Source organism: Neobacillus sp. OS1-2, assembly GCF_030915505.1.
In the GTDB taxonomy this organism is placed as follows: domain Bacteria; phylum Bacillota; class Bacilli; order Bacillales; family Cytobacillaceae; genus Neobacillus.
In genome coordinates, this window is the sequence record NZ_CP133265.1 from 2,785,391 (window position 1) to 2,805,580 (window position 20,190).

The window sequence follows — 20,190 nt, forward strand, 5'->3', positions numbered from 1 at the left end:
CCTAATTAAGTTACTCTTATCATATGAAAAACTTGTGTAGAACTTAGGGGGAAGTTGTGTGGAAGTTGTGAAGAATTTCTTTGTGGGTAAAATTACCTGTATATCCCTATTTTTTATTATTTTATTTTCTTAATAGCTTACATGATTTATAATTTTAATTGTTAACTTATTGATGAAATTGGTTGACAATTAAAATTGAGGTGATGGCATGGATTGGATTGAACTGGCAAAAAATGTGATTGATGGACATGAATTAACTAATGAAGAGGCAATGGAAATCCTATTATCCAATGATGAGGATATCCTAATACTCGTTAATGGAGCCTATGAAATTCGCAGAAATTATTATGGAAAAAAAGTGAAGTTGAATTTGATAATTAATGCTAAAAGCGGACTATGTCCCGAGGACTGTGGGTATTGTGCACAATCGATTAAAGCAAAAACAGAAATTGACCGGTATACTCTCATTAGCAAACAAACGATTGTGGAGGGTGCCAAAGAGGCGAAAAAGAATAAAATTGGTACATATTGTATCGTAATGAGCGGGAGGAAGCCGACCAATAATGAGGTGGATACTGTTGTCTCGGCTGTCCAAGAAATTAAAAATGAGGTGGAGCAAATTAAAATTTGTGCCTGTTTGGGGCTTGTGTCCGAAGAACAGGCAGTTAAGCTGAAATCCGCCGGTGTGGATCGATTTAATCACAATATCAATACAAGCGCGAGCCATCATGAGAATATTACCAGCACGCATGATTATGAGGATCGAGTTGAGACGATTGAAAATGTAAAGAAAGCGGGGATTTCCCCATGCTCCGGAGTCATTTGCGGGATGGGCGAAACCGATGAGGATATTGTTGAGATGGCCTTTGCCTTAAAAGAGCTAGATGCGGATTCCATTCCAGTAAATTTCCTTCATCCAATTAAGGGCACAAAGCTTGAAAATCTAGATGACCTAACCCCAATCCGCTGCTTGAAAATATTATCCCTGTTCAGGTTTGTTAATCCGACGAAGGAGATTCGAATTTCCGGCGGCCGTGAATTTAACCTGAGATCGTTGCAAAATTTAGGCTTATTCATTGCAAACTCCATTTTTGTCGGCGATTATTTAACGACCAATGGACAATGTGCGGATGCCGACTTCCAGCTCATTAAGGACCTTGGATTCGACATCGAGGAAGATCCATTCGATGTAGAGAGCCAGTCGTTTGCAAAAATCTATTTAATTGATGGTGATGCTTCACGAAAACTCGGTGAGGCATCACCTTTTTGGGCAAAAAAAATAGATTGGTGTCAGGCACCAATCAAATTATGGGAAGTCTTAAGAAATGAGCTCTTATGAACTTATTCCTAATTAAGTTACTCTTATCATATGAAAAACTTGTGTAGAACTTAGGGGGAAGTTGTGTGGAAGTTGTGAAGATTCGCTTACGATGGCCGACGGCCGTTTAAAACTACTTCAGCCATAAATGGCGAGTAAGTCTTTACTAGTAAAAATATGTTAGCCTAACTTTTATTGTCATTAAAGATATTGGGCAAGAATCTAGTCCTATTTTTACAGGTAGACATACACTATGTAGCAACAGTAAAAAGGAGGGATTCTTAATGGAACGACAAATGGGAGGTTATCCTGGAAATCCGGGACAAGGTTACCACCATGGCCACGGCAGCAGCTATCAAGGCCAAGGTTACCACCATGGACATGGGGGTTATTATCCAACTCCAGTTGGCTATCATCATGGCCACGGCGGCTACTATCCGGGGCATGGTTATCACCATGGACATGGTGGGTATTATCCTGGACATGGCTACCATCACGGTCACAGCGGCTATTATCCAGGGCACGGCTATCACCACGGCCACGGAACGTATAAACCAGGACAGCGGTAATAATAAAGGTAAAATAAGGGAAAAGGTGCCTGACACCCTTTGGGTGTCAGGCACCTTTTGTATACTGTGAATAGTGATAAATGGGGTCAGTTTTTAATTTGAATGACCAAACTTGCTTCATTTGGTAAAATTATCATATATGAAGTGCAAAAAGGATTCCGAATTATTTCCACCAAAAAAATAGACCCTCAACAAGATGCTTACATAGCCCACACCGAGCAGATAAAGCCCAATGACCCTTGTGAATAGAATCAATTATCATACATACATTTTAACAACCAACCCAAGTTAACCACATAACAAATATAACCCAAAGGAGCTAGTGAATATGGAAACTAACCTACAACCGCATATCAGAATTGGAAACGGTCACGAGGTGCAATATGCTTTACTTCCGGGAGACCCTGGTCGCGTCGATGAAGTTGCAAAGTTCTTAGACAATCACGTGGAGCTCGCTTATAACCGTGAATATAAAACGGTGAAAGGCCATTATAAAGGGGTACCTATTTTCGTGACATCTACAGGTATTGGTGGAGTATCTGCCGGAATTGCCATTGAAGAGTTAAAGAATATCGGTGTGAAAGCCATGATTCGGATTGGCAGTTGTGGCGCCTTGCAGCCGCATATACACCTAGGTGACTTGGTCATTGCTTCCGGTGCTGTTAGAAATGACGGAGCGTCATATGCCTATATTAACAAGGCATATCCGGCTATCCCGGATACGGAGCTGCTATTTCATGTAAGGAATGCAGCAAAAAAGAATGGGGCAAAAAATTACACAGGTATTGTCAGATGTCATGACAGCTTTTATACTGATAAAGAGCAGGAAATCGACAAGTATTGGTCAGAGAAGGGAATTCTTGCCTCAGATATGGAAACCGCTGCCCTATTTGTGATTGGCGGTTTGCGTGGCATTAAGACCGCTTCGATATTAAATGTTGTTGTCGAAACAGAGGGGGATTTGGAAGGGGGAATCAATGATTACGTTGAAGCGAAAAACAATAGCAAGCGTGGGGAAGAACTAGAAATTCTCACCGCACTTGAGGCTTTTGTTTCCTATGATTCTACATTTTAAAAATGAATAGGGGGTTTATTAAGTGAAAAAACAAAGCATGTGGTCGTTACGTTTATCAACAGCCGCGCTCGTTCTGATTCCAGTTGCAGTAGGTGTTAACTATATCGGTAAATTACTTGCGCAACTGTTAAAACTGCCGCTATGGTTAGACTCTATCGGAACCGTCTTAGCCGCCATGTTAGGGGGGCCCATTGTTGGTGCCCTAGCAGGAGCAATCAATAATATTATTTATGGTTTTACAGATCCGATTTCATTTGTTTATGCGATTACAAGTGTCGCAATCGGTTTAGCAGTTGGAATCCTTTTTTACAAGGGCTATATTTCCAGCTGGGGAAAAGCTATCGTTGCCGGTTTAATCATTGGGCTTGTGGCTACGATTGTATCGACGCCGCTAAATATTGGTTTCTGGGGCGGACAAACAGGGAATGTATGGGGTGATGCATTATTTGCTTTTATTCTTGCAAACACCGATTCTACTTGGCTGGCATCGCTGCTTGATGAACTGGTTGTTGATGTACCGGATAAATTATTAGTGGTGTTAATAAGCTTTGGTATTTTCAAAGGTTTACCGCGAAATGTGGTCCAACTATATAACAATAATGAAAAAATCGAGACACTGGATTAAGTCTTTTTTATGGAAAAGGGGCGGAGCGACGCAAACCAGTTTACGTGAATTACCAGGTCACTAGATGAATAAAGCGACGTCTAGCTCTGCTCACACCGCCTTAATTAGGTGACTACGATTTGTTCTTTAAATTATATTTCCATCATAGGGTTGGGTGTTAAGCACATGTTAGGGTTTAGAAAGAAAGCTGGTGAAGCTTTTTGAAATCGATTAGTTTGTTTGTGGATCGGAAATCATTCATTCATGAAGTTGATCCCATCACAAAACTCATATATATTCTTTTTGCTTTATTCATACCGATTATTCTGCCCTCGTTCACGATTTCATTTGTATGTCTGGGATTTAGTCTACTGTTATTGATCGCAGCAAAAGTTATTCGAAAAACAGTTCCTGTTTTTGGCTTTGTCCTTTTCGTGCTGATTACGGTCGTTATTATACAGGGCTTGTTTAAGCCGGAAAATGAAACGGTTCTTTTTCAAATTGGCCAGGTTGCTATGTATAAAGAGGGTCTGCTATATGCCTTAACAATTACGCTTAGGGTAACGAATATCGTCAGTTCCTTTATGATCTTGGTTCTGACGACGAAACCATCGGATCTTGTCGAGACGCTTGTTCGTAAAGGGATGTCACCAAGAATTGGCTATGTAATTGTTTCCGTTTTTCAAATTATACCGGAAATGATGTCGAGCATGGAGACGATCATGGATGCGCAGCGGGCAAGGGGAATGGAAACAGAAGGAAGTTTACTTATCCGGATCAAGGCTTTCGTGCCGTTATTGGGGCCGGTTATCCTTGGGGCGCTGATTAACACAAAAGAACGGGCGATGGCATTAGAAGTGAGGGGCTTTAATTCAAGGGCCCCAAAAACATACCTGATGGAGGAAAAAACCTACGCTTATAGCGGAATAGTTCGATTAGTTATGCTGCTGCTAGTTGTGGGCGCGACTGCGTGGAGGATTTTTGCATGAAGAAAATAGTTGTTGAAGGTCTAAAATACAAATATCCCTTATCCGACACACTTGCCCTTAACGATCTTTCGTTTGATGTGAACGAAGGTGAATTTATCGGTATTATTGGAAAAAACTCGGCGGGAAAATCGACCTTATGCCAGGCGCTTGTCGGGCTTGTCCCTCATTTTTATAAAGGGGCTTACGGCGGTAAGGTCTTGGTGGATGGGCTTGAAGTGAAAAATTGTTCGATTGCTGACCTTTCTCTTAAGGTAGGAATGGTGTTTCAAAATCCATTTACACAGGTGACTGGTTCGAAGATGACGGTCTATGAGGAAATTGCCTTCGGACTTGAAAATAGTGGGCTGCCTCGTTCAGTAATTATTGACAGAATTGATTATGTGCTTGATCTGTTAAAAATTGAACAGGTGAAAGATCACAATCCTTTTGATTTATCTGGAGGGCAAATGCAGCGGATGGCCATCGCAAGTATTATAGCCATGCAGCCTGATATTTTGGTATTGGATGAACCAACCTCCCAGCTTGATCCTGCGGGCTCTATGGAAGTTTTCAGTGCGATTCAAAACCTGAGCAAACAGGGAATTACCGTTATTCTGGCTGAACATAAAATGGAAAAGGTTGCTGAGTATTGCAATCGAGTCTTACTCCTGCATGATGGAAAAATGGTTAGCTTTGATTCACCTGAGCAAGTATTTTCACGGCAGGATCTTGAGGATTTTGGATTGGTTGCACCTGTATATACAAGAGCGTGTAAAGCCTTGGGTGTAAAGAAGGCTGCCTCGGACTGTTACCCTGTAACCTTGGAGGATGCAGAAAAGGCACTAAGGGGGCGGGTAGGATGATCAAGGTATCCAATCTCTCTTTTTCCTATAAAAAGGGAGCCTACCGAGTGCTTTCAGGAATAAATTTAGAGTTTGACAAGCGGTCAACGGCTATTATTGGACAAAATGGTGCCGGAAAGACTACATTTGTGAAATTGCTAAAGGGATTATTGAAACCGGATGAAGGAGAAATTTTAGTTCATCATTTTGATGCAAAATTAAAAACGGCTGCTGAAATGGCAAGGACAATTGGTCTTGTCTTTCAAAATCCGAATGATCAACTATTTAAACGGACTGTTTTGGAAGAAGTGATGTTCGGCCCATTGAATATTAAAATGGGTAAATATACCGCGGAAAAGCAGGCAATCAAAGCTTTAAAGATGGTGGAACTGGATGATAAACTTGAAGTGAACCCGCATGATTTGAGTTTATCGGAAAAGAAACTGTTATGCATTGCTTCCGTTGTGGCGATGGATACGGACGTCATTATTTTTGATGAGCCGACCATTGCACAGGATCATCAAGGGAAAGAGAAGATTCGCCAAATCATCCGGGAATTGAAAAATAAAAATAAACTAGTGATGACCATTATCCATGACATGGATTTTGTTGCAGAGAATTTTGAACGGACAATCGTGTTCAATGAAGGTAAAGTCCTTCTCGACGGAGACACGCGCCACGTCTTTTCACAAAAGGAAATGTTAAAAGAAGCAAAAGTTGAGCAACCCGGAATCACACAGCTGGCTGAGAAGCTGGGAATTAAAAACACCATATTAACAGTAGAAGAGTATATAAGGGTGTCAGGCACCATGTGAACATGGTGCCTGACACCCTTTTCTTTATTGGTAAGTTGGTAGTTGTGTTTAACGGATTTTGCCATATAATAGAGATATGGATGTTCACGAAATTGTCAAAAATGCAACATAGTCACTGTTTATATATGGAAATTGAAGAATTGGTTTATTATTTTACAAGGGGGAAATGAGATGTTTAGAGCAGCAGCGGCGGGGGTGTTAGGGTTTATTTTAATTTTTGTCGAATCAATGATTGTCATAAAACTAAAAGGATATGCAACCATTGAATTTGGCGGGATTGCTCCTTTCATTAACGTCTGGGCGATGAATTTCTTTTTTGTCTTTGCGATTTTAACTCAATTAACCAATTGGTATACCAATAAAGAAAGATATGAAGAAGATAATAGCTATTAAAGGTAAGGAAACAGCCGCAATCTCGAGAAATAATGAGATTGCGGCTGTTTTTTTGGGGTGTTCGGCACCCTTTTGCTTTTTTAAATAACTGAACTACTTCGAATGCATTTTAAACTGCAAGAACAGTTCATTATAATAGGCCAGGTTCTTCTTGCCAAGGTTTTTATATACCTCGAGTTTTTCAGTCAATTCAGGTGACGGATAGAACCGTTGATCTTTGATGATCTCCTTAGGCATGTGTTTAAGCGCCTGCTTATTCGGCGTTGAATAGCCTACATATTCGGTGTTTTGTGCAGCAACCTTTGGATCAAGCATGAAGTTAATAAACTTATGGGCCGCCTCAATATTCTTCGCCGTTTTCGGAATGACCATATTATCAAACCAAAGATTGGAACCCTCTTTTGGGACGACATAATTCAAATCTTCATTCTCGGACATAATCTCAGAAGCATCTCCTGACCATACCAGGCCAACTGAGGCCTCTTCATTGGCTAGCAGCATCTTGATTTCATCGCCTACGATGGCTTTGACATTCGGAGTGATCGTATCGAGCTTTTCCTTTGCTGCAATTAAATGAGCCCTTTTTGTATCATTAAGTGAATAGCCCAAACTATTTAAGCTCATTCCCATTACTTCACGGGCACCATCAATGAGTAGAATCTCGTTTCTTAATGCAGGATCCCAAAGATCGTTCCAGCTAGTAATTTTCTTTCCATTTAGCATTTTTGGATTATAGACAATGCCGACAGTTCCCCAGAAATAAGGCACGGAATACTTATTTTTCGGGTCAAACGGAAGATCCATAAACCGTTTATCAATATTTTTTAAGTTTGGCAGTTTGGAGGGATCCAATGGGATAAGTAAATCCTCATGCCGCATTTTATCAATCATATATTCAGAAGGAACGGCAATATCATACGTCGTGCCGCCTTGTTCAATCTTGGTCAGCATCGCCTCATTGGAATCGAAGGTTTCATAAATAACCTTGATGTTGGTTTCTTTTTCAAACTGTTTGATAAGATCTTCATCGATGTAATCGCCCCAATTATAAATTGTCAGCGTATCGCCGCCCGAATAGCCTTGGGACTTGTTTAAACTGGAAATCGCATACAGGAGCATGGCTGATGCAAGGGCAATTACGAGAAAAAAACGAACGAGTTTGTTCATCGCTTCCGAACCCCCATTCCATTAACCTTGTTACGCTGGGTAATAAAGTAATAGACTACAACGAGCAGTATTGTAAATAGGAACAATAGCGCTGATAGTGCATTAATATTCAAGGAAATTCCTCTGCGGGCTAATGAATAAATTTCAACGGAAAGTGTTGAAAAACCATTGCCTGTAACAAAGAAGGTAACCGCAAAATCATCGAATGAATACGTTAACGCCATAAAGAATCCTGCGAAAATTCCCGGTGTGATAAAAGGAATAATGACCTTTGTTAGGACGTTCCAGCGACTTGCCCCAAGATCCCGAGCCGCGTCAATTAATGTCGGGCTCATCTCCATTAACTTAGGCAGTACCATTAGAACCACGATCGGAATGCTAAAAGCGATATGGGATAACAGCACCGAATAGAAACCGAGCTTAATCCCTGCCATTGTGAACAAAATTAAAAATGAAGCACCGATAATGACGTCTGGGCTGACGATGAGTACATTGTTTAACGATAACAGCGAATTTTTCGTTTGTCTTTTTTTCGCCTGATGAATCGCCAAAGCCCCAAGTACCCCAATGATGGTAGAAAATAATGCCGATAATAAAGCAACTACCACGGTATTCAAAACGATAATCAAAAGTCTAGTATCTTGAAAAAGTTCACGGTACCACTCAAGCGAGAATCCCTTGAAGTCATACATCGTTTCTCCGCTGTTGAATGAGAAGATGACGAGAAAGAAAATAGGTGCATACAGGATAAAAAAGACGATTAATAAAAATAACTTGGATAATGGTGTTATTTTTTTATCCACCTTATACACCTCGCTTTCTGGTATTCGTGACGATCATAATGAAAACCATGATAATGATTAAAAAGACTGCAATCGTTGCGCCCATACCCCAATCCTGGGTCACAAGGAAATGCTGTTCAATCGCCGTACCAAGAGTGATTACACGGTTTCCAGCAATTAATCGGGTCAGCATGAACAAGGATAGAGCCGGTATAAAGACTACCTGGCAGCCCGATTTCACCCCGTCAATCGTCAAGGGAAAAATAACGCGGCGGAACGTTGTCCATTTGGATGCCCCCAAGTCATTGGCCGCATCTAAAAGGGTCGGATTCAATTCATTTAATGAATTAAAAATCGGTAAAATCATGAATGGTATAAAAATATATACTGAAACAAATATAAAGCTGAAATCTGTAAATAAAATTTGCTGCGTTCCAATCCCAATCAGTTCTAAGAAGCTGTTTGCCGCTCCATAGGTACCAAATATTCCAAGGAAGGCATAGGCTTTTAACAATAAATTAATCCATGAAGGCACAATGATTAATAAAAGCCATAACTGTTTATGTTTTGTTTTTGTTAATAAATAGGCTGTTGGATAAGCAATCAATAGTGAAATTGCTGTAATCAAGAAGGCGTACCAAAACGAGCTGAGTGTCATCTTTAAATACACCGGTGTGAAAAACTTTTGATAATTCACAAGTGAAACATTTCCCTCGATATCAAAGAAAGAGTAATAGAGTACGAGGATAATGGGGGCAATGACAAACAGAACAATCCAAAGGTAATAAGGAAGCATATATATATTGCGCGTATGTTTATTTTCCATTAGCTTCCACATCCGAGTAGGCTTCTAACCGTCGGTCGAATTCTTCCTCTGTTTCCCCATGTCGCATAACATGGATGGCTTCCGGGTCAAAATAAAGCCCGATTTCATCGCCCACAGTTGCTTTTTTCGTGGAATGGACCAGCCATTCATTTCCGTCTTGATCGTAGCAGCAGATTTCATAATGAACACCACGGAATAATTGCGAATCAACACGCACTTGAAGCTTGCCGCGTTCTATTGTTGTAATTTCCAAATCCTCTGGTCGGATAACCACATCAATCGGTTCATTCTTGTTCAAACCTTGGTCAACACATTCGAACTCTCTTCCAGTAAATTCTACCCGGTAATCGTCTAGCATTCTACCATCGACAATATTGGATTCACCAATAAAATCCGCCACGAAACGGTTAATCGGCTCATCATAAATATCTGTCGGAGTGCCGCTTTGCTGGATTTTCCCTTTATTGATAACAAAAATTTCATTGGACATCGCCAGGGCCTCTTCTTGATCGTGTGTAACGAAGATAAAGGTGATGCCGAGACGGCGCTGCAATTCACGCAGTTCATACTGCATTTCCGTACGAAGCTTTAAGTCAAGAGCCGATAATGGTTCATCAAGCAGAATCACTTCAGGCTCGTTTACAATGGCACGGGCGATCGCAACGCGCTGGCGCTGACCACCGGACATTTCTTTGATTTCGCGAGCTTCATAGCCTGAAAGGTTAACAAAGCTTAGCGCTTCTTTTACCTTTTGTTCTATTTCTGGATTCTTCATCTTTTTGATGCGCAATCCAAATGCCACATTTTCAAATACATTTAAATGGGGAAACAGGGCGTAGTCCTGAAAAACGGTATTCACCTGCCGCTTATTTGCCGGTATATGATTGATTTTTTTACCGTTAAAAAATATTTCTCCTTCAGATGCTTCAGTAAATCCGGCGATTAACCTTAATATTGTTGTCTTACCGCATCCCGATGGGCCAAGCAGTGTATAGAATTTACCGCGCTCAATCTCAAAGCTTACGTCCTTCAGGACGGGCGGGTCGTTATCATATTGTTTTGTTACATTTTCAAATTGAATTATGGCACCGTTCATAAAAGTGGCCTCCTTTTCAGCTAAATCAAGTTCTACTTGTCCCATTCGGGAATCATTATACAGGAAGAGCCTGAAAATTCAATTACTCTTTTATTTTATAATAAAAAAAACTTGCAAAAAGTTGTTGAATTAACTAATAGTATTAGTTAAAATAAAACTAATGACATTAGTTAAAAGGGGATGATCATAATGAGAATGATCAAAAACGGTTATTTATATCAAGTAACATTTATGGCGAGTGTCTTTCCAGTTAACTGCTATTTAGTAGAGGAAGAGGATGGGTTAACATTGATTGATGCAGCTCTGGGCTTTTGTACAAAGGGGATATTGAAAGCGGCAGAAACCATCGGAAGGCCCATTACAAAAATAGTTTTAACACATGCACACGAGGATCATGTTGGTGCGCTTGATTCTTTAAAAATGATCTTGTCAGAGGTACCTGTGTATATTTCGATTAGTGACCACAGATTAATGAATGATGATCGTTCGCTTGACCCGCATGAGGAGCAAACGCCGATTAAAGGCGGTGTACCGAAGAAATTAAAGACACGGGCTAATGTGTTAGTGAAGGAAGGCGATTTTGTCGGGTCGCTTACAGCGATTGCAGCACCGGGACACACACCGGGATCGATGGCGTTTTTGGATTTGCGTTCAAAGGCTCTAGTGGCCGGGGATGCTTTTCAAACAAGAGGTGGAATGGCAGTGGCTGGAGATATGAAGCCATTGTTCCCATTTCCGTCATTTGGTACATGGAGTAAAAAGACGGCACTGGCTAGTGCAAAGAAACTAGTGAGCTATGGACCACAGCTTCTTGCCGTGGGTCATGGGGAAATGGTTGAGAATCCTGTGAAAAGGATGGAGATGGCCATCGGAAATTTAGAACGGAAACTAAGATAGGAGAACGTAGACAATGTCACCTAGACCAAAAATTAGCCTCGACTTAATGGAGATACTAGATGCAGCAGGGGGGATTGCGGATCAACAAGGAATGCAGGAGGTTACTTTAGCCAATCTGGCTAAGAAGGTAGGGATTCGTCCTCCATCCTTATATAACCACTTTGACGGATTGCCGGGACTTCGCAAAAAGCTGGCGATATACGGGATTGATAGGCTTTACGGGGTAATGGCCGATGCTGCAATTGGGGTGTCAGGCAGCGAAGCAGTCCTTGCCATCAGTAAGGCATATGTTAATTTTGCCCGAAAGCACCCGGGCATTTATGAGGCAACATTGCTTGCCCCCGACCCTGAGGATGAGGAAGTACAGCAGGCCGGTGCAAAAATAGTGGATCTTTCTGTACGGGTGCTTAAAGCATACCAATTGGAAGGGGATCTGGCCTTACATGCTGTAAGGGGATTACGCAGTATCTTACATGGCTTTTCCTCATTGGAGCAAAAGGGTGGTTTTAAGATGGTGTTGGATTTGGATGAAAGCCTATCGATTATTCTTAAGGCATTTCTTGCTGGGATTAGTGAGAATTCTTTATAGAGGGACATTTTGGAGATGTAAACCTAAGGAAAGCTTTGTTATAATAGGGAAAACGTAAGAAATAAGGAATGATGACAGTGCGAAGCTTAGAAAAATATGGTTTGGTATTGGACGTTGAAACGACCGGGTTAGGTCCTACTAAAGATGAAGTGATTGAATTGGCCTTAAAGTTATTTACCTATCGATCAGATTCTGGTGAAATCATCGATATTGTTGAGGAGGATTCATTTTTAAGGGAGCCACTTTCTGACACAGCACGTTATAACTATGACCAAGCATATAGAGTACACGGGATTCCGTACGAATTAGTTAGAGGAAAAAGCTTTTATGATGCAAAAATAAAAACCTATTTTCATCGAGCAAACACGGTGTTTGCACATAATGCATCCTTTGACCGTAGCTTTCTTTACCATATGTACCCGGAAGTTAATGATTTGAAGTGGTATTGCACGATGCGAGGGGTACCGTGGAAAAATTATGGATATCCAAACGGGAAACTTTTGACCCTATTACAAGCCCATAATATCACCAATTACCAAACACATAGAGCACTTGATGATATTACATATTTAATGGAGCTTCTAAAGAAAACAAGCCCGAACGGAAACCTTTATCTCCAGGAAGTGCTTGAAAAAGGACCAATGAGAAAATATCAGCCAGCCACCGCGCGAACCAAAATGGGCTAGCTAAGGCCAACCCCAACGCAATAACCCTGCGTTGGGGTTAGTAATGGTGCCTGTCACCGTTGCGACTATATCCACGTTATTTAATTTTAATTTTGCTTTTGATTTTGCTTCCTTCTATTTGAAGGTTCCAATATATTTAGATTGGGGCCTGTAAATGGTGTTGTTCTCGGCTTGTTCGAGGACGTGTGCTGTCCAGCCAACCATTCTGCTTGCGGTAAAGGTGGGGGTAAATAGTTCTGCATCCATATTGATTGCTTTCATGATGGCGGCAGCATAATATTCTACGTTTGTATAAAGTGACCTGCCAGGCTTCAGTTCGGCTAATACCCTGATAGCAGTGTCTTCTACAGACATCGCTAGGTCAAGCCACTCATCTACTCCAATATGGTCCATTAATTTTGCTTTTAGGGCGATGGCTCGCGGGTCGTGTGTTTTATAAACCCTATGTCCAAAGCCCATTAATTTCTCTCCGCGCAAAACCTTTCCACGGATCACCATTTCTGGATCTCCAACCAGAGCAATTTCATCAAGAAGTTCGATGACACCTAAAGGAGCACCTCCATGAAGTGGCCCTTTCATTGTCCCAATGGCTGATGTAATGGCCGAAACTAATTCTGACTCGGTGGATGCGGTGACCCTCGCTGAGAAAGTAGAGGCGTTCATTCCATGTTCAAGTGTTAAGATCATGTATGTCTCTAGGGCCTCCAAGTGGGCAGGGGTGGGAACTTTTCCACTCAGCATATACAAATAGTTTTCAACATGGTCTAAATCATCGCGGGGTGATACGAACACTTTTCTGTCTAACTGACTTTTTCGATAGGCGATAATAGTAGGGACCAAGGCGGTTAAACGAATGGCCTGTGCAACGGAAGGTTTCCAGCCATAATCAAGATTACCACCCTCCGCTGAAATAGCCGTTCTAATAACACTCATTAATTCCATGTCCCTGGGAAGCTGATGTAGTATTCCCTTAACATAATCGGGAAGTTCACGATTACCTTTCAGATCTTTTTTCAATGCAGCTAGTTGGCTAGGATTTGGAAGATGGCCAAACCACAAAAGATAGGCGGCTTCTTCAAAGGAGAAGTTCTTAGCCATTTCCTTAATGTCATATCCTCGATAAAACAACTTGCCATTTTCCCCATCAATATGACTAATGAATGTTTCGGCCGCCACAATCCCTTTTAAACCTTTTTGAATCATCTAACTCGCTCCTTTCCATATTTGTTATTATTTTATAAAATAAACATAATTAAGAATATTGAATATTATTGAAGTGGTTGATTACTATTTTTAATAAGGAGCATGACATGGAATTTCAATGGCTTAACACCTTTATTACGGCGGCAGAATGTGGTAATTTTCGCAGGACAGCGGAGCTTTTATATATTTCGCAACCTTCCGTTACAGTCCATATAAAACAGCTGGAAAAAGAACTTGGAATCCTGTTGTTTCATCGGGACGGGAAAAAAATTAAACTGACAGAAGAAGGAATACGATATTTACTTCACGCAAAAAAACTCCTCGAAGTGTATCAAGAAGGCCTTGAGGAATTGAATTCGTTTACCCAGGGATATACGAAGAAATTAATCCTTGGAATTTCACCGCTTATCGCAGATACCATCCTGCCGTATGTTCTAAAAAGTTATACAAAGCAGTACCCGGAGGTCGAGATTTCAGTCAAAATAATTGAATCCCTCGATATTGAGGAAGCCGTCTTACAGGAAGAAGTGGATCTAGGACTTTCGTGTCTAACTAGCAGTCGCCCCAATTTGATTAGTGAGCTTTTATCAAAGGATAGAGTTATTTTAGTCGCACCACATGATGGTAGAGATGCTGAATTGGCGCCGCCTCTAGACGAGGAAGAGGTGCTAACAACCAATTATCTAATTACCCACAATCATCCTGGCTACTGGGACCTTCTTTGCAGAATGGTCAAAACCAAATATCCCAGTGTACGAATGATGAGAGTTTCGCAGGTTCATATTACAAAAAGGTTTATTGTGGAAGGATTAGGGGTATCGTTCCTGCCGACATCGACGGTTAGGAGAGAATTATTAGAAGGTAGATTATTAGAAGTAGACTGTCATTCCATTCAAATGCCTGAGGCTAATACGTATGCCATTATGAAATACGATCATTCAAAACAGAGAGAATTTTTAACGTTTATGGCTAATTACAGATTGTAGGCAGCGATTCTGTTTATTAAATTCACTGCAAAAAAAAACGGGTCAGTCAAGCATATGTTGCTGACTGACTCGTTTTTTCAAAGAGACAAGAAAGTATAAATTTCGACCTTGAGACTTAATTGTCCAGCTCCAACGCCCTAGCGGCTAGTGTCCTTTGCTCTCCGCCTTACGATAAGTCAACATCGATTCGCCTCCGGCTCATCGTGTTTCCTTTATCTCAGTTGGAGCGCTCCAGGCCATACGCCGCTGACCAGGGCGCTTCCGCTTTTCTTATTAATGTTGACCTTCAGTGAAGATTTGAAAGGTTACTCCGAACTTGTCTACTACCGTACCGTAACCAGGGCTAAAGAAGGTTTCTTGGAACGGCATTTGTACTTGACCGCCATCTTGCAAGGCATTAAAAAATGTACGAGCCTTTTCAACGTCGTCAGTGGTGACGCAGATGGTCACTTGCGTTCCGATTTGATGTGGTTGACCCGGGAAAGTATCGGAAAACATGAGCTCTGTCTCACCAACTTTAATGGTCGCGTGGCTTACAAGATTCTTTGCTTCCGCTGGAAGTGGGAATGCCGGATTTTCCGGCATTTCACCGAAAGATTGGCTGAAAAGAACCTGTGCATCCAATGCCTTTTGATAAAACTCAATCGCTTCCTTTGCATTTCCGTTCATCACTAAATAGGGAATTAATTTTACTGTCATAAATAACCGCTCCTTGTCCCATAAGATAATTACTTGCTTTATTCGATAGTCCGAAGACAGGCATCTCGCTGACACTAACCAAAAAAAGCAGCCACATCCTAGTATTACCGATATTCCAATTATAAAACAAAGAATGTATGTTCGCAATAGTGTAATTGGTGACAGGCACCAATTGCACTATATCCACGTTATTTATTTAGATCAGTTAGGTATCTTTCTTTGATGATTTTACCATGGTGGATGGCGTGGCCTGCGATGATGTAGGCGATGGCGCGGGTGGTGATTTCTGTTCCGTTGGCAATGCCTTTTCTATTCCAAACATCGTCGGCCATGTTTTGGATTAGGGTGATGGTGGCATGACGAACCGCTTTAAAATCTTCAAGAATCTCTTTATTCGACAGCAGATCGAACTGGGAACCATTAATATAATCGTTCTCATCGAACCCAGCCAATGGTGTCTGGTCACCGCGGCCAACCCTAAGCAGGCGGTAACTCATAATTCTCTCGGTGTCAGTCATATGACCAAGAACTTCTTTAATACTCCATTTATCTGATGCATAACGGAAATGACCATCTTCTTCCGACAGTCCTTCAAAAAGGGCAACCATCTCTGCTAAATTCTCTTTCAAAATCGACAAAAGTTCACCATCAGAAACTAGTTTTACATACGGTACATAATACTTCGGATATTCATTGTCTACTGGACGTTGTAACAATCCCATTCTCTCCCCTCGAATCTTGAAGGCCTGTTCGCCCTTCATATTAAAATGGTACCATTTTAATCCTACCATAGTATTCAAAAAAATCGAAAAAATTAAGTTAGAAATAGCCACAATAAAAACAGGGTTATGTGTAACTTGTAAAATACAGAACAATATAGCAAACTAAATTCGAATACAAAAATTTTCCTAATTAAGAGGTTATTAAAATGTCCAAAGTAGAAATCATTGTCTTAAACGCGGAGGATGCCAGAACAGCAGAAGCTTACGGTGCGGATCGCCTTGAGTTAGTATCTGCTATGACAGAAGGCGGGTTGACACCAAGCCACGGGATCATGAAAACGGTCGTGCGGAGTGTGAAGATTCCTGTTATGGTCATGGTCCGCCCACATAGCTTTTCGTTTGTGTACCGCAAGGAAGAATGGGAGGCCATTCGCGAAGATATAAAAATAATAAAAGAATTGGGTGCGGCGGGAATGGTCTTCGGGGCCATAGATGATCAACAGAAAGTAGACTTTGACATGCTCTCGATGGTGTTGGAAGAAGCGAAGGGTCTTTCCGTAACGTTTCATCGTGCGATTGATGAAACTAATTCTCTTGAGGCTTATCACTCCCTATGTCAATCTCCATTTAAGGTCGATCGTATCCTGACATCAGGCGGAAGGCCGACAGTAAGTGAAGGACTTGATTCTGTAAAAAAAATGATAAATGTGTCGCAGACATCTAAAGATAACCCAATCATCATGCCTGGCTCTGGTCTTTCTGTTAACAATATTGAATACATTCACAACCAGCTCCATGCCGCGGAATATCATTTTGGCTCAGCAGTAAGGAAGGACGCCGATTTTCATAATCAAATCAACGGGGATGAAATCCAAAAGATCAAGAAAATACTCAGCTAGAAACAGAAAAAAGAGCTGCTACTTGAAGAATCAAGCTGCAGCTCTTCTTAATTTATTAAACCATTTTATCAAATCGAACACGTTTATTAATAACGTACATAACAGGCATGCCAACTGCCATCACGACAAATTCACCAACCGCTGTTGTCAGCCATGTGAACATGAATGGCAAATCAAACGCCAAATGCAGTTCAAGGGCAATCAAGAACATCGTGAATGTGAAGACAAGTGTATTGACAATCATCCTCGCCCAAATGCCTTTAATGAAACGTGCGCACGCAATCGCAATGAACAAGGCAATCACCGATTGGCCGACACCGAAAATCAGGTCATATGCCCTCATTGGTGAAAAGAATAAATTCGTCAAAAATACACCAAGGACGATTCCATAAATGTACTTTTTGTTAAAAACAATGAGATGATTAAACATTTCCGATACACGAAACTGTACCTGGGTAAATCCAAATGGCTGGATTAAAGCCGAGACGGCAATGTACAATGCAGCAATAATCCCGTTAACGACAATTCCTTGTACTTTGCCTTTAGTAGCAGTTCCAGCGGAATTAGCTCCAATGGGCTGTGATAATGTGTTAGTTGTTCTCTCCATATTCATTTCTCCTTAGTTTTTTTACGTGGGAGGTTCTCGAACCACGTTCCTATATAATACTTGCAATCTAATATATTAATATAAATAAAGCTGCTAGTCAATGACACTATTTTGGAAAAGTAAAGGATGCCGCATCGAAGCACGGGATTGATGACAGTCTCAAATAAAGACTGCGTGCAATCTGCAATCAGCCACCACTTATTTTCTGGGTTATTTTTCAAAAGGTGAAATTATTACTAATAAATTTTTCCAATTTGTGCATCCTAAAAGAAAAAAGGAATGGCTAATAGATGAAATATAATAAAATGTTCTTACTCGTAATGATGTTAGTACCATGGCTGTCATTGCCCCTCTTAGGGAAAAAATCATTTCGGCGATTCTATCCTGGTGCCCTGTTTGTGTGCATTTGGATAGCCTGTGAAAGTCTTTTAGCAAAAAAAAGGATTTGGTGGCGATTTTACGAAAAACTTATTCCGAATGTAATGGGGGAAATTCCTTTTATTATCGGGCCATTCTTTATCGGCTCAATATGGATTCTAAAGTTCACGTTTGGAAATTTCTTTCGCTACATTGTACTGAATTTCGTCATGGACTTTTTGTTTGTTTATCCCGGGATGATTGCCCTCAGAAATATGGGAGTGGTTTCACTTGTCAGAATGAAACATTATCAAATGGGGATTTTATTTATGGCAAAATCAGTGCTCATGTATGTGTTTCAATCATTCGCCGAAAAATTTCGCAAAAAGCCGAAAAATATTATTCAAAAAATACTTTCATAAAAAATAAAGCGCCAAAAGGGGATGTCGAGACGTCATTAAAATCAGTAAATTTGCGCTCATTACATATATTTCGCCCGTCCTTACTATTGGGGGAGCGTAAGGAGTTTCGTTTTGGTGAAAAATTGGCGGCGAAAGCAAGTGGTATAGTCAATACGATTATGGTCGGGCCGTTTCGTCCATATAAAGCTATCGAGGCCAAAAAGGTCGCTAGGGCCATGGCTATTGCAGCAGAGTCCGACGCAACTGGTGTATATACCTATCCTTCACACGAAATTGAACGCATCGCAAATCAAAAATAACTTAGGGAAGTGACCACTTCGCTGAGTTGTTTTTGATAAAATCATTTATGAAAAGGCCCTTAATCCCATGACCCCAATGATAATCAACCCAACACTCACAATCCGTCCAATGTTTTTCGATTCCCCAAAAAGGAAGATGTTAATGAGCACAGCGCCAGCAGTGCCAATACCCACCCAAACGATATAGGCAACACTGAGTTGCAAAAAATGGAACGAGGTATATAAAAAGGCAAACGAAGCACCAAAACCGCCGATATAAAGCAGACCGTTTCTGAATGTTTTCCGTTGACTATATAATTTTAGTCCGGCAGCACCGGTAATTTCGCCCACAGCTGCCAAAAGAACAAATAACCAGCCCATACTTTAGGCAGCTCCTTTCTCGATTTCTTTTTCCTCTGTTTTATTATCGGCAAGGTTTAAGCCAATGACACCGATTACGATTAAAACGACGAACAAAAACATGCCCGCATTAAATCTTCCACCAAACAAGAAAACATCCATTAACACCGTGCCGACCGTGCCGACTCCCGAAAAAACAGCATAAACCGTTCCTGTTGGTATACTTGCACATGCTTTGGGAAGGTAGTGAAAATCGATTAGGATAATCCCAATTACCATTCCCCATTCCCACCAAGTCTCAGCAGTATTAAAACCGTATACCCAAATTAATTCAAATAAACATGTTAAAACGACATAAAACCAGGCTTTATTCATATTATTCACCTCTTGAAGATGCCTGTTAGGTCTCATTACTATTCCCTAAGCGAAACCGTCATATTATGTTAGGATACCATATCATTTCAAAAAGTGGTTTAAAACAACCTGTAAGAGTATGGAAAATTTCCACCAGCGGGAAATTAGTGTGATATAAATCACGAACCTCTTTAAGAATAATCATTATAATTAATACAAACAGGGGAAAAATAAAAGAGGATGGTGAAGAAATTGGAATATACTTTTAGATCACTTTACAGCGAAATTGGCGGTCAGGAAACAATTGACCAGCTAGTTAATGCCTTTTATCCACGGGTCTATGATGATCCCGAATTGGCACCATTGTTTGAAGGGGATATGAATGAAATCATGCGGAAACAGCGAATGTTTTTACCGCAGTTTTTAGGCGGCCCTGCACTTTACAGCCAGGAATTCGGACCACCGGCAATGAGAGACCGGCATATGCCATTTGAAGTAACGCCTAGAAGGGCCCAGTGCTGGCTTCGTTGTATGAAAGAAGCCTTTCAGGAAATTGGCCTTGATCAGAATCCAGCAGGACGAGCTTTTTATGATCGTTTAACACAAGTTGCAGGAATTATGGTGAATACACCTGACAATGAAGAAAATTGATCCCGACTCGGTGTCGGGATTTTAC

The 20,190-nt window shown here is 40.9% G+C and carries 25 protein-coding genes and 1 riboswitch; of the genes, 15 read left to right on the top strand and 10 right to left on the bottom strand.

Going from position 1 to position 20,190, the window contains the following annotated elements:
• Nucleotides 1-208 precede the first annotated feature (208 nt).
• From bioB to RCG19_RS13735, 8 genes are all read left to right on the top strand, one after another.
• On the top strand, nt 209-1,339 hold the full coding sequence (gene bioB / locus RCG19_RS13700; RefSeq protein ID WP_308107604.1) for a biotin synthase BioB: 1,131 nt from the start codon (nt 209-211) through the stop codon (nt 1,337-1,339).
• Between the two features lie 263 nt (nt 1,340-1,602).
• On the top strand, nt 1,603-1,887 hold the full coding sequence (locus RCG19_RS13705; protein WP_166242523.1) for a hypothetical protein: 285 nt from the start codon (nt 1,603-1,605) through the stop codon (nt 1,885-1,887).
• A gap of 328 nt (nt 1,888-2,215) precedes the next feature.
• Nucleotides 2,216-2,962 carry a nucleoside phosphorylase gene (locus tag RCG19_RS13710; RefSeq protein ID WP_308107605.1) on the top strand — a complete coding sequence of 249 codons (747 nt, stop codon included), beginning with the start codon at nt 2,216-2,218 and terminating at the stop codon, nt 2,960-2,962.
• A 22-nt stretch (nt 2,963-2,984) separates the two neighbouring features.
• A complete protein-coding gene (locus tag RCG19_RS13715; protein ID WP_308107606.1) occupies nt 2,985-3,587 on the top strand; it encodes an ECF transporter S component in 603 nt (200 codons plus the stop codon).
• Between the two features lie 200 nt (nt 3,588-3,787).
• Nucleotides 3,788-4,555 (top strand): energy-coupling factor transporter transmembrane component T family protein, encoded by a 768-nt coding sequence (locus tag RCG19_RS13720; RefSeq protein WP_308107607.1) that lies wholly within the window; start codon nt 3,788-3,790, stop codon nt 4,553-4,555.
• A complete protein-coding gene (locus RCG19_RS13725) occupies nt 4,552-5,397 on the top strand; it encodes an energy-coupling factor ABC transporter ATP-binding protein (RefSeq protein ID WP_308107608.1) in 846 nt (281 codons plus the stop codon). The genes RCG19_RS13720 and RCG19_RS13725 overlap by 4 nt, the downstream gene beginning before the upstream one ends.
• Complete coding sequence (locus tag RCG19_RS13730) at nt 5,394-6,191, top strand: energy-coupling factor ABC transporter ATP-binding protein (protein ID WP_308107609.1); 798 nt, start codon at nt 5,394-5,396, stop codon at nt 6,189-6,191. Before RCG19_RS13725 ends, RCG19_RS13730 begins: the two co-directional genes overlap by 4 nt.
• A gap of 171 nt (nt 6,192-6,362) precedes the next feature.
• Nucleotides 6,363-6,584 carry a hypothetical protein gene (locus tag RCG19_RS13735; protein WP_166242512.1) on the top strand — a complete coding sequence of 74 codons (222 nt, stop codon included), beginning with the start codon at nt 6,363-6,365 and terminating at the stop codon, nt 6,582-6,584.
• 93 nt (nt 6,585-6,677) lie between these two features.
• Here the strand turns inward: RCG19_RS13735 and RCG19_RS13740 are convergent, their stop codons facing one another.
• From RCG19_RS13740 to RCG19_RS13755, 4 genes are read right to left on the bottom strand one after another with little or no spacing between them, the layout of a single operon-like run.
• Nucleotides 6,678-7,751: an ABC transporter substrate-binding protein gene (locus RCG19_RS13740; protein WP_308107610.1), complete on the bottom strand. Its 1,074-nt coding sequence runs from the start codon at nt 7,749-7,751 to the stop codon at nt 6,678-6,680.
• Entirely contained in the window at nt 7,748-8,554 is an 807-nt protein-coding gene (locus tag RCG19_RS13745; protein ID WP_166242508.1) for an ABC transporter permease, read from the bottom strand. Before RCG19_RS13745 ends, RCG19_RS13740 begins: the two co-directional genes overlap by 4 nt.
• A gap of 1 nt (nt 8,555) precedes the next feature.
• Nucleotides 8,556-9,359, bottom strand: coding sequence for an ABC transporter permease (locus RCG19_RS13750; protein ID WP_308107611.1), 804 nt, complete (start codon nt 9,357-9,359; stop codon nt 8,556-8,558).
• Nucleotides 9,349-10,455: an ABC transporter ATP-binding protein gene (locus RCG19_RS13755; RefSeq protein ID WP_308107612.1), complete on the bottom strand. Its 1,107-nt coding sequence runs from the start codon at nt 10,453-10,455 to the stop codon at nt 9,349-9,351. The genes RCG19_RS13750 and RCG19_RS13755 overlap by 11 nt, the downstream gene beginning before the upstream one ends.
• A gap of 189 nt (nt 10,456-10,644) precedes the next feature.
• Between RCG19_RS13755 and RCG19_RS13760 the strand changes: the two genes are divergently transcribed.
• From RCG19_RS13760 to RCG19_RS13770, 3 genes are all read left to right on the top strand, one after another.
• A complete protein-coding gene (locus tag RCG19_RS13760; protein WP_308107613.1) occupies nt 10,645-11,352 on the top strand; it encodes an MBL fold metallo-hydrolase in 708 nt (235 codons plus the stop codon).
• Nucleotides 11,353-11,365: 13 nt separating this feature from the next.
• Complete coding sequence (locus tag RCG19_RS13765) at nt 11,366-11,941, top strand: TetR/AcrR family transcriptional regulator (protein WP_308107614.1); 576 nt, start codon at nt 11,366-11,368, stop codon at nt 11,939-11,941.
• A 71-nt stretch (nt 11,942-12,012) separates the two neighbouring features.
• Nucleotides 12,013-12,627: an exonuclease domain-containing protein gene (locus RCG19_RS13770; RefSeq protein WP_308110996.1), complete on the top strand. Its 615-nt coding sequence runs from the start codon at nt 12,013-12,015 to the stop codon at nt 12,625-12,627.
• A gap of 114 nt (nt 12,628-12,741) precedes the next feature.
• On the opposite strand, the gene RCG19_RS13775 is transcribed toward RCG19_RS13770, so the two are convergent.
• The gene (locus tag RCG19_RS13775) at nt 12,742-13,830 is read right to left on the bottom strand and encodes a citrate synthase/methylcitrate synthase (protein ID WP_308107615.1); all 1,089 of its coding nucleotides are present in this window, start codon (nt 13,828-13,830) and stop codon (nt 12,742-12,744) included.
• A 107-nt stretch (nt 13,831-13,937) separates the two neighbouring features.
• On the opposite strand from RCG19_RS13775, the gene RCG19_RS13780 reads away from it, so the two are divergent.
• Nucleotides 13,938-14,816: a LysR family transcriptional regulator gene (locus RCG19_RS13780; RefSeq protein ID WP_308107616.1), complete on the top strand. Its 879-nt coding sequence runs from the start codon at nt 13,938-13,940 to the stop codon at nt 14,814-14,816.
• A gap of 273 nt (nt 14,817-15,089) precedes the next feature.
• Here RCG19_RS13780 and RCG19_RS13785 read toward each other — a convergent pair whose 3' ends face one another.
• Both RCG19_RS13785 and RCG19_RS13790 read right to left on the bottom strand, forming a co-directional pair.
• Nucleotides 15,090-15,515 carry a VOC family protein gene (locus RCG19_RS13785; protein WP_308107617.1) on the bottom strand — a complete coding sequence of 142 codons (426 nt, stop codon included), beginning with the start codon at nt 15,513-15,515 and terminating at the stop codon, nt 15,090-15,092.
• A 188-nt stretch (nt 15,516-15,703) separates the two neighbouring features.
• Entirely contained in the window at nt 15,704-16,231 is a 528-nt protein-coding gene (locus RCG19_RS13790) for a DinB family protein (protein ID WP_308107618.1), read from the bottom strand.
• A 212-nt stretch (nt 16,232-16,443) separates the two neighbouring features.
• On the opposite strand from RCG19_RS13790, the gene RCG19_RS13795 reads away from it, so the two are divergent.
• A complete protein-coding gene (locus RCG19_RS13795; protein WP_308107619.1) occupies nt 16,444-17,136 on the top strand; it encodes a copper homeostasis protein CutC in 693 nt (230 codons plus the stop codon).
• A gap of 55 nt (nt 17,137-17,191) precedes the next feature.
• Here the strand turns inward: RCG19_RS13795 and RCG19_RS13800 are convergent, their stop codons facing one another.
• On the bottom strand, nt 17,192-17,743 hold the full coding sequence (locus tag RCG19_RS13800) for a QueT transporter family protein (protein WP_207627612.1): 552 nt from the start codon (nt 17,741-17,743) through the stop codon (nt 17,192-17,194).
• A 6-nt stretch (nt 17,744-17,749) separates the two neighbouring features.
• Nucleotides 17,750-17,794, bottom strand: a riboswitch (PreQ1 riboswitch).
• Between the two features lie 397 nt (nt 17,795-18,191).
• Here RCG19_RS13800 and RCG19_RS13805 point away from each other — a divergent pair.
• Nucleotides 18,192-18,821 (top strand): Rossmann-fold NAD(P)-binding domain-containing protein, encoded by a 630-nt coding sequence (locus RCG19_RS13805; protein WP_308110997.1) that lies wholly within the window; start codon nt 18,192-18,194, stop codon nt 18,819-18,821.
• A gap of 45 nt (nt 18,822-18,866) precedes the next feature.
• Here the strand turns inward: RCG19_RS13805 and RCG19_RS13810 are convergent, their stop codons facing one another.
• Nucleotides 18,867-19,181 carry a DMT family transporter gene (locus RCG19_RS13810; RefSeq protein WP_166242482.1) on the bottom strand — a complete coding sequence of 105 codons (315 nt, stop codon included), beginning with the start codon at nt 19,179-19,181 and terminating at the stop codon, nt 18,867-18,869.
• 3 nt (nt 19,182-19,184) lie between these two features.
• Nucleotides 19,185-19,535 (bottom strand): DMT family transporter, encoded by a 351-nt coding sequence (locus RCG19_RS13815; RefSeq protein ID WP_166242480.1) that lies wholly within the window; start codon nt 19,533-19,535, stop codon nt 19,185-19,187.
• Nucleotides 19,536-19,754: 219 nt separating this feature from the next.
• Here RCG19_RS13815 and RCG19_RS13820 point away from each other — a divergent pair, with 219 nt between their 5' ends.
• Nucleotides 19,755-20,165, top strand: a complete 411-nt coding sequence (locus RCG19_RS13820; RefSeq protein WP_207342974.1) for a globin domain-containing protein — start codon at nt 19,755-19,757, stop codon at nt 20,163-20,165.
• The last annotated feature ends 25 nt before the right edge of the window (nt 20,166-20,190 follow it).

Coding starts and splice junctions, on each gene's coding strand:
- RCG19_RS13760 (WP_308107613.1), top strand. CDS start 10,645: ATGAGAATGATCAAAAACGGTTATTTATATCAAGTAACATTTATGGCG.
- RCG19_RS13780 (WP_308107616.1), top strand. CDS start 13,938: ATGGAATTTCAATGGCTTAACACCTTTATTACGGCGGCAGAATGTGGT.
- RCG19_RS13815 (WP_166242480.1), bottom strand. CDS start 19,535: ATGAATAAAGCCTGGTTTTATGTCGTTTTAACATGTTTATTTGAATTA.
- RCG19_RS13820 (WP_207342974.1), top strand. CDS start 19,755: ATGGTGAAGAAATTGGAATATACTTTTAGATCACTTTACAGCGAAATT.
- RCG19_RS13785 (WP_308107617.1), bottom strand. CDS start 15,515: ATGACAGTAAAATTAATTCCCTATTTAGTGATGAACGGAAATGCAAAG.
- RCG19_RS13810 (WP_166242482.1), bottom strand. CDS start 19,181: ATGGGCTGGTTATTTGTTCTTTTGGCAGCTGTGGGCGAAATTACCGGT.
- bioB (WP_308107604.1), top strand. CDS start 209: ATGGATTGGATTGAACTGGCAAAAAATGTGATTGATGGACATGAATTA.
- RCG19_RS13795 (WP_308107619.1), top strand. CDS start 16,444: ATGTCCAAAGTAGAAATCATTGTCTTAAACGCGGAGGATGCCAGAACA.
- RCG19_RS13800 (WP_207627612.1), bottom strand. CDS start 17,743: ATGGAGAGAACAACTAACACATTATCACAGCCCATTGGAGCTAATTCC.
- RCG19_RS13755 (WP_308107612.1), bottom strand. CDS start 10,455: ATGAACGGTGCCATAATTCAATTTGAAAATGTAACAAAACAATATGAT.
- RCG19_RS13740 (WP_308107610.1), bottom strand. CDS start 7,751: ATGAACAAACTCGTTCGTTTTTTTCTCGTAATTGCCCTTGCATCAGCC.
- RCG19_RS13705 (WP_166242523.1), top strand. CDS start 1,603: ATGGAACGACAAATGGGAGGTTATCCTGGAAATCCGGGACAAGGTTAC.
- RCG19_RS13725 (WP_308107608.1), top strand. CDS start 4,552: ATGAAGAAAATAGTTGTTGAAGGTCTAAAATACAAATATCCCTTATCC.
- RCG19_RS13765 (WP_308107614.1), top strand. CDS start 11,366: ATGTCACCTAGACCAAAAATTAGCCTCGACTTAATGGAGATACTAGAT.
- RCG19_RS13735 (WP_166242512.1), top strand. CDS start 6,363: ATGTTTAGAGCAGCAGCGGCGGGGGTGTTAGGGTTTATTTTAATTTTT.
- RCG19_RS13730 (WP_308107609.1), top strand. CDS start 5,394: ATGATCAAGGTATCCAATCTCTCTTTTTCCTATAAAAAGGGAGCCTAC.
- RCG19_RS13750 (WP_308107611.1), bottom strand. CDS start 9,359: ATGGAAAATAAACATACGCGCAATATATATATGCTTCCTTATTACCTT.
- RCG19_RS13770 (WP_308110996.1), top strand. CDS start 12,013: ATGACAGTGCGAAGCTTAGAAAAATATGGTTTGGTATTGGACGTTGAA.
- RCG19_RS13775 (WP_308107615.1), bottom strand. CDS start 13,830: ATGATTCAAAAAGGTTTAAAAGGGATTGTGGCGGCCGAAACATTCATT.
- RCG19_RS13710 (WP_308107605.1), top strand. CDS start 2,216: ATGGAAACTAACCTACAACCGCATATCAGAATTGGAAACGGTCACGAG.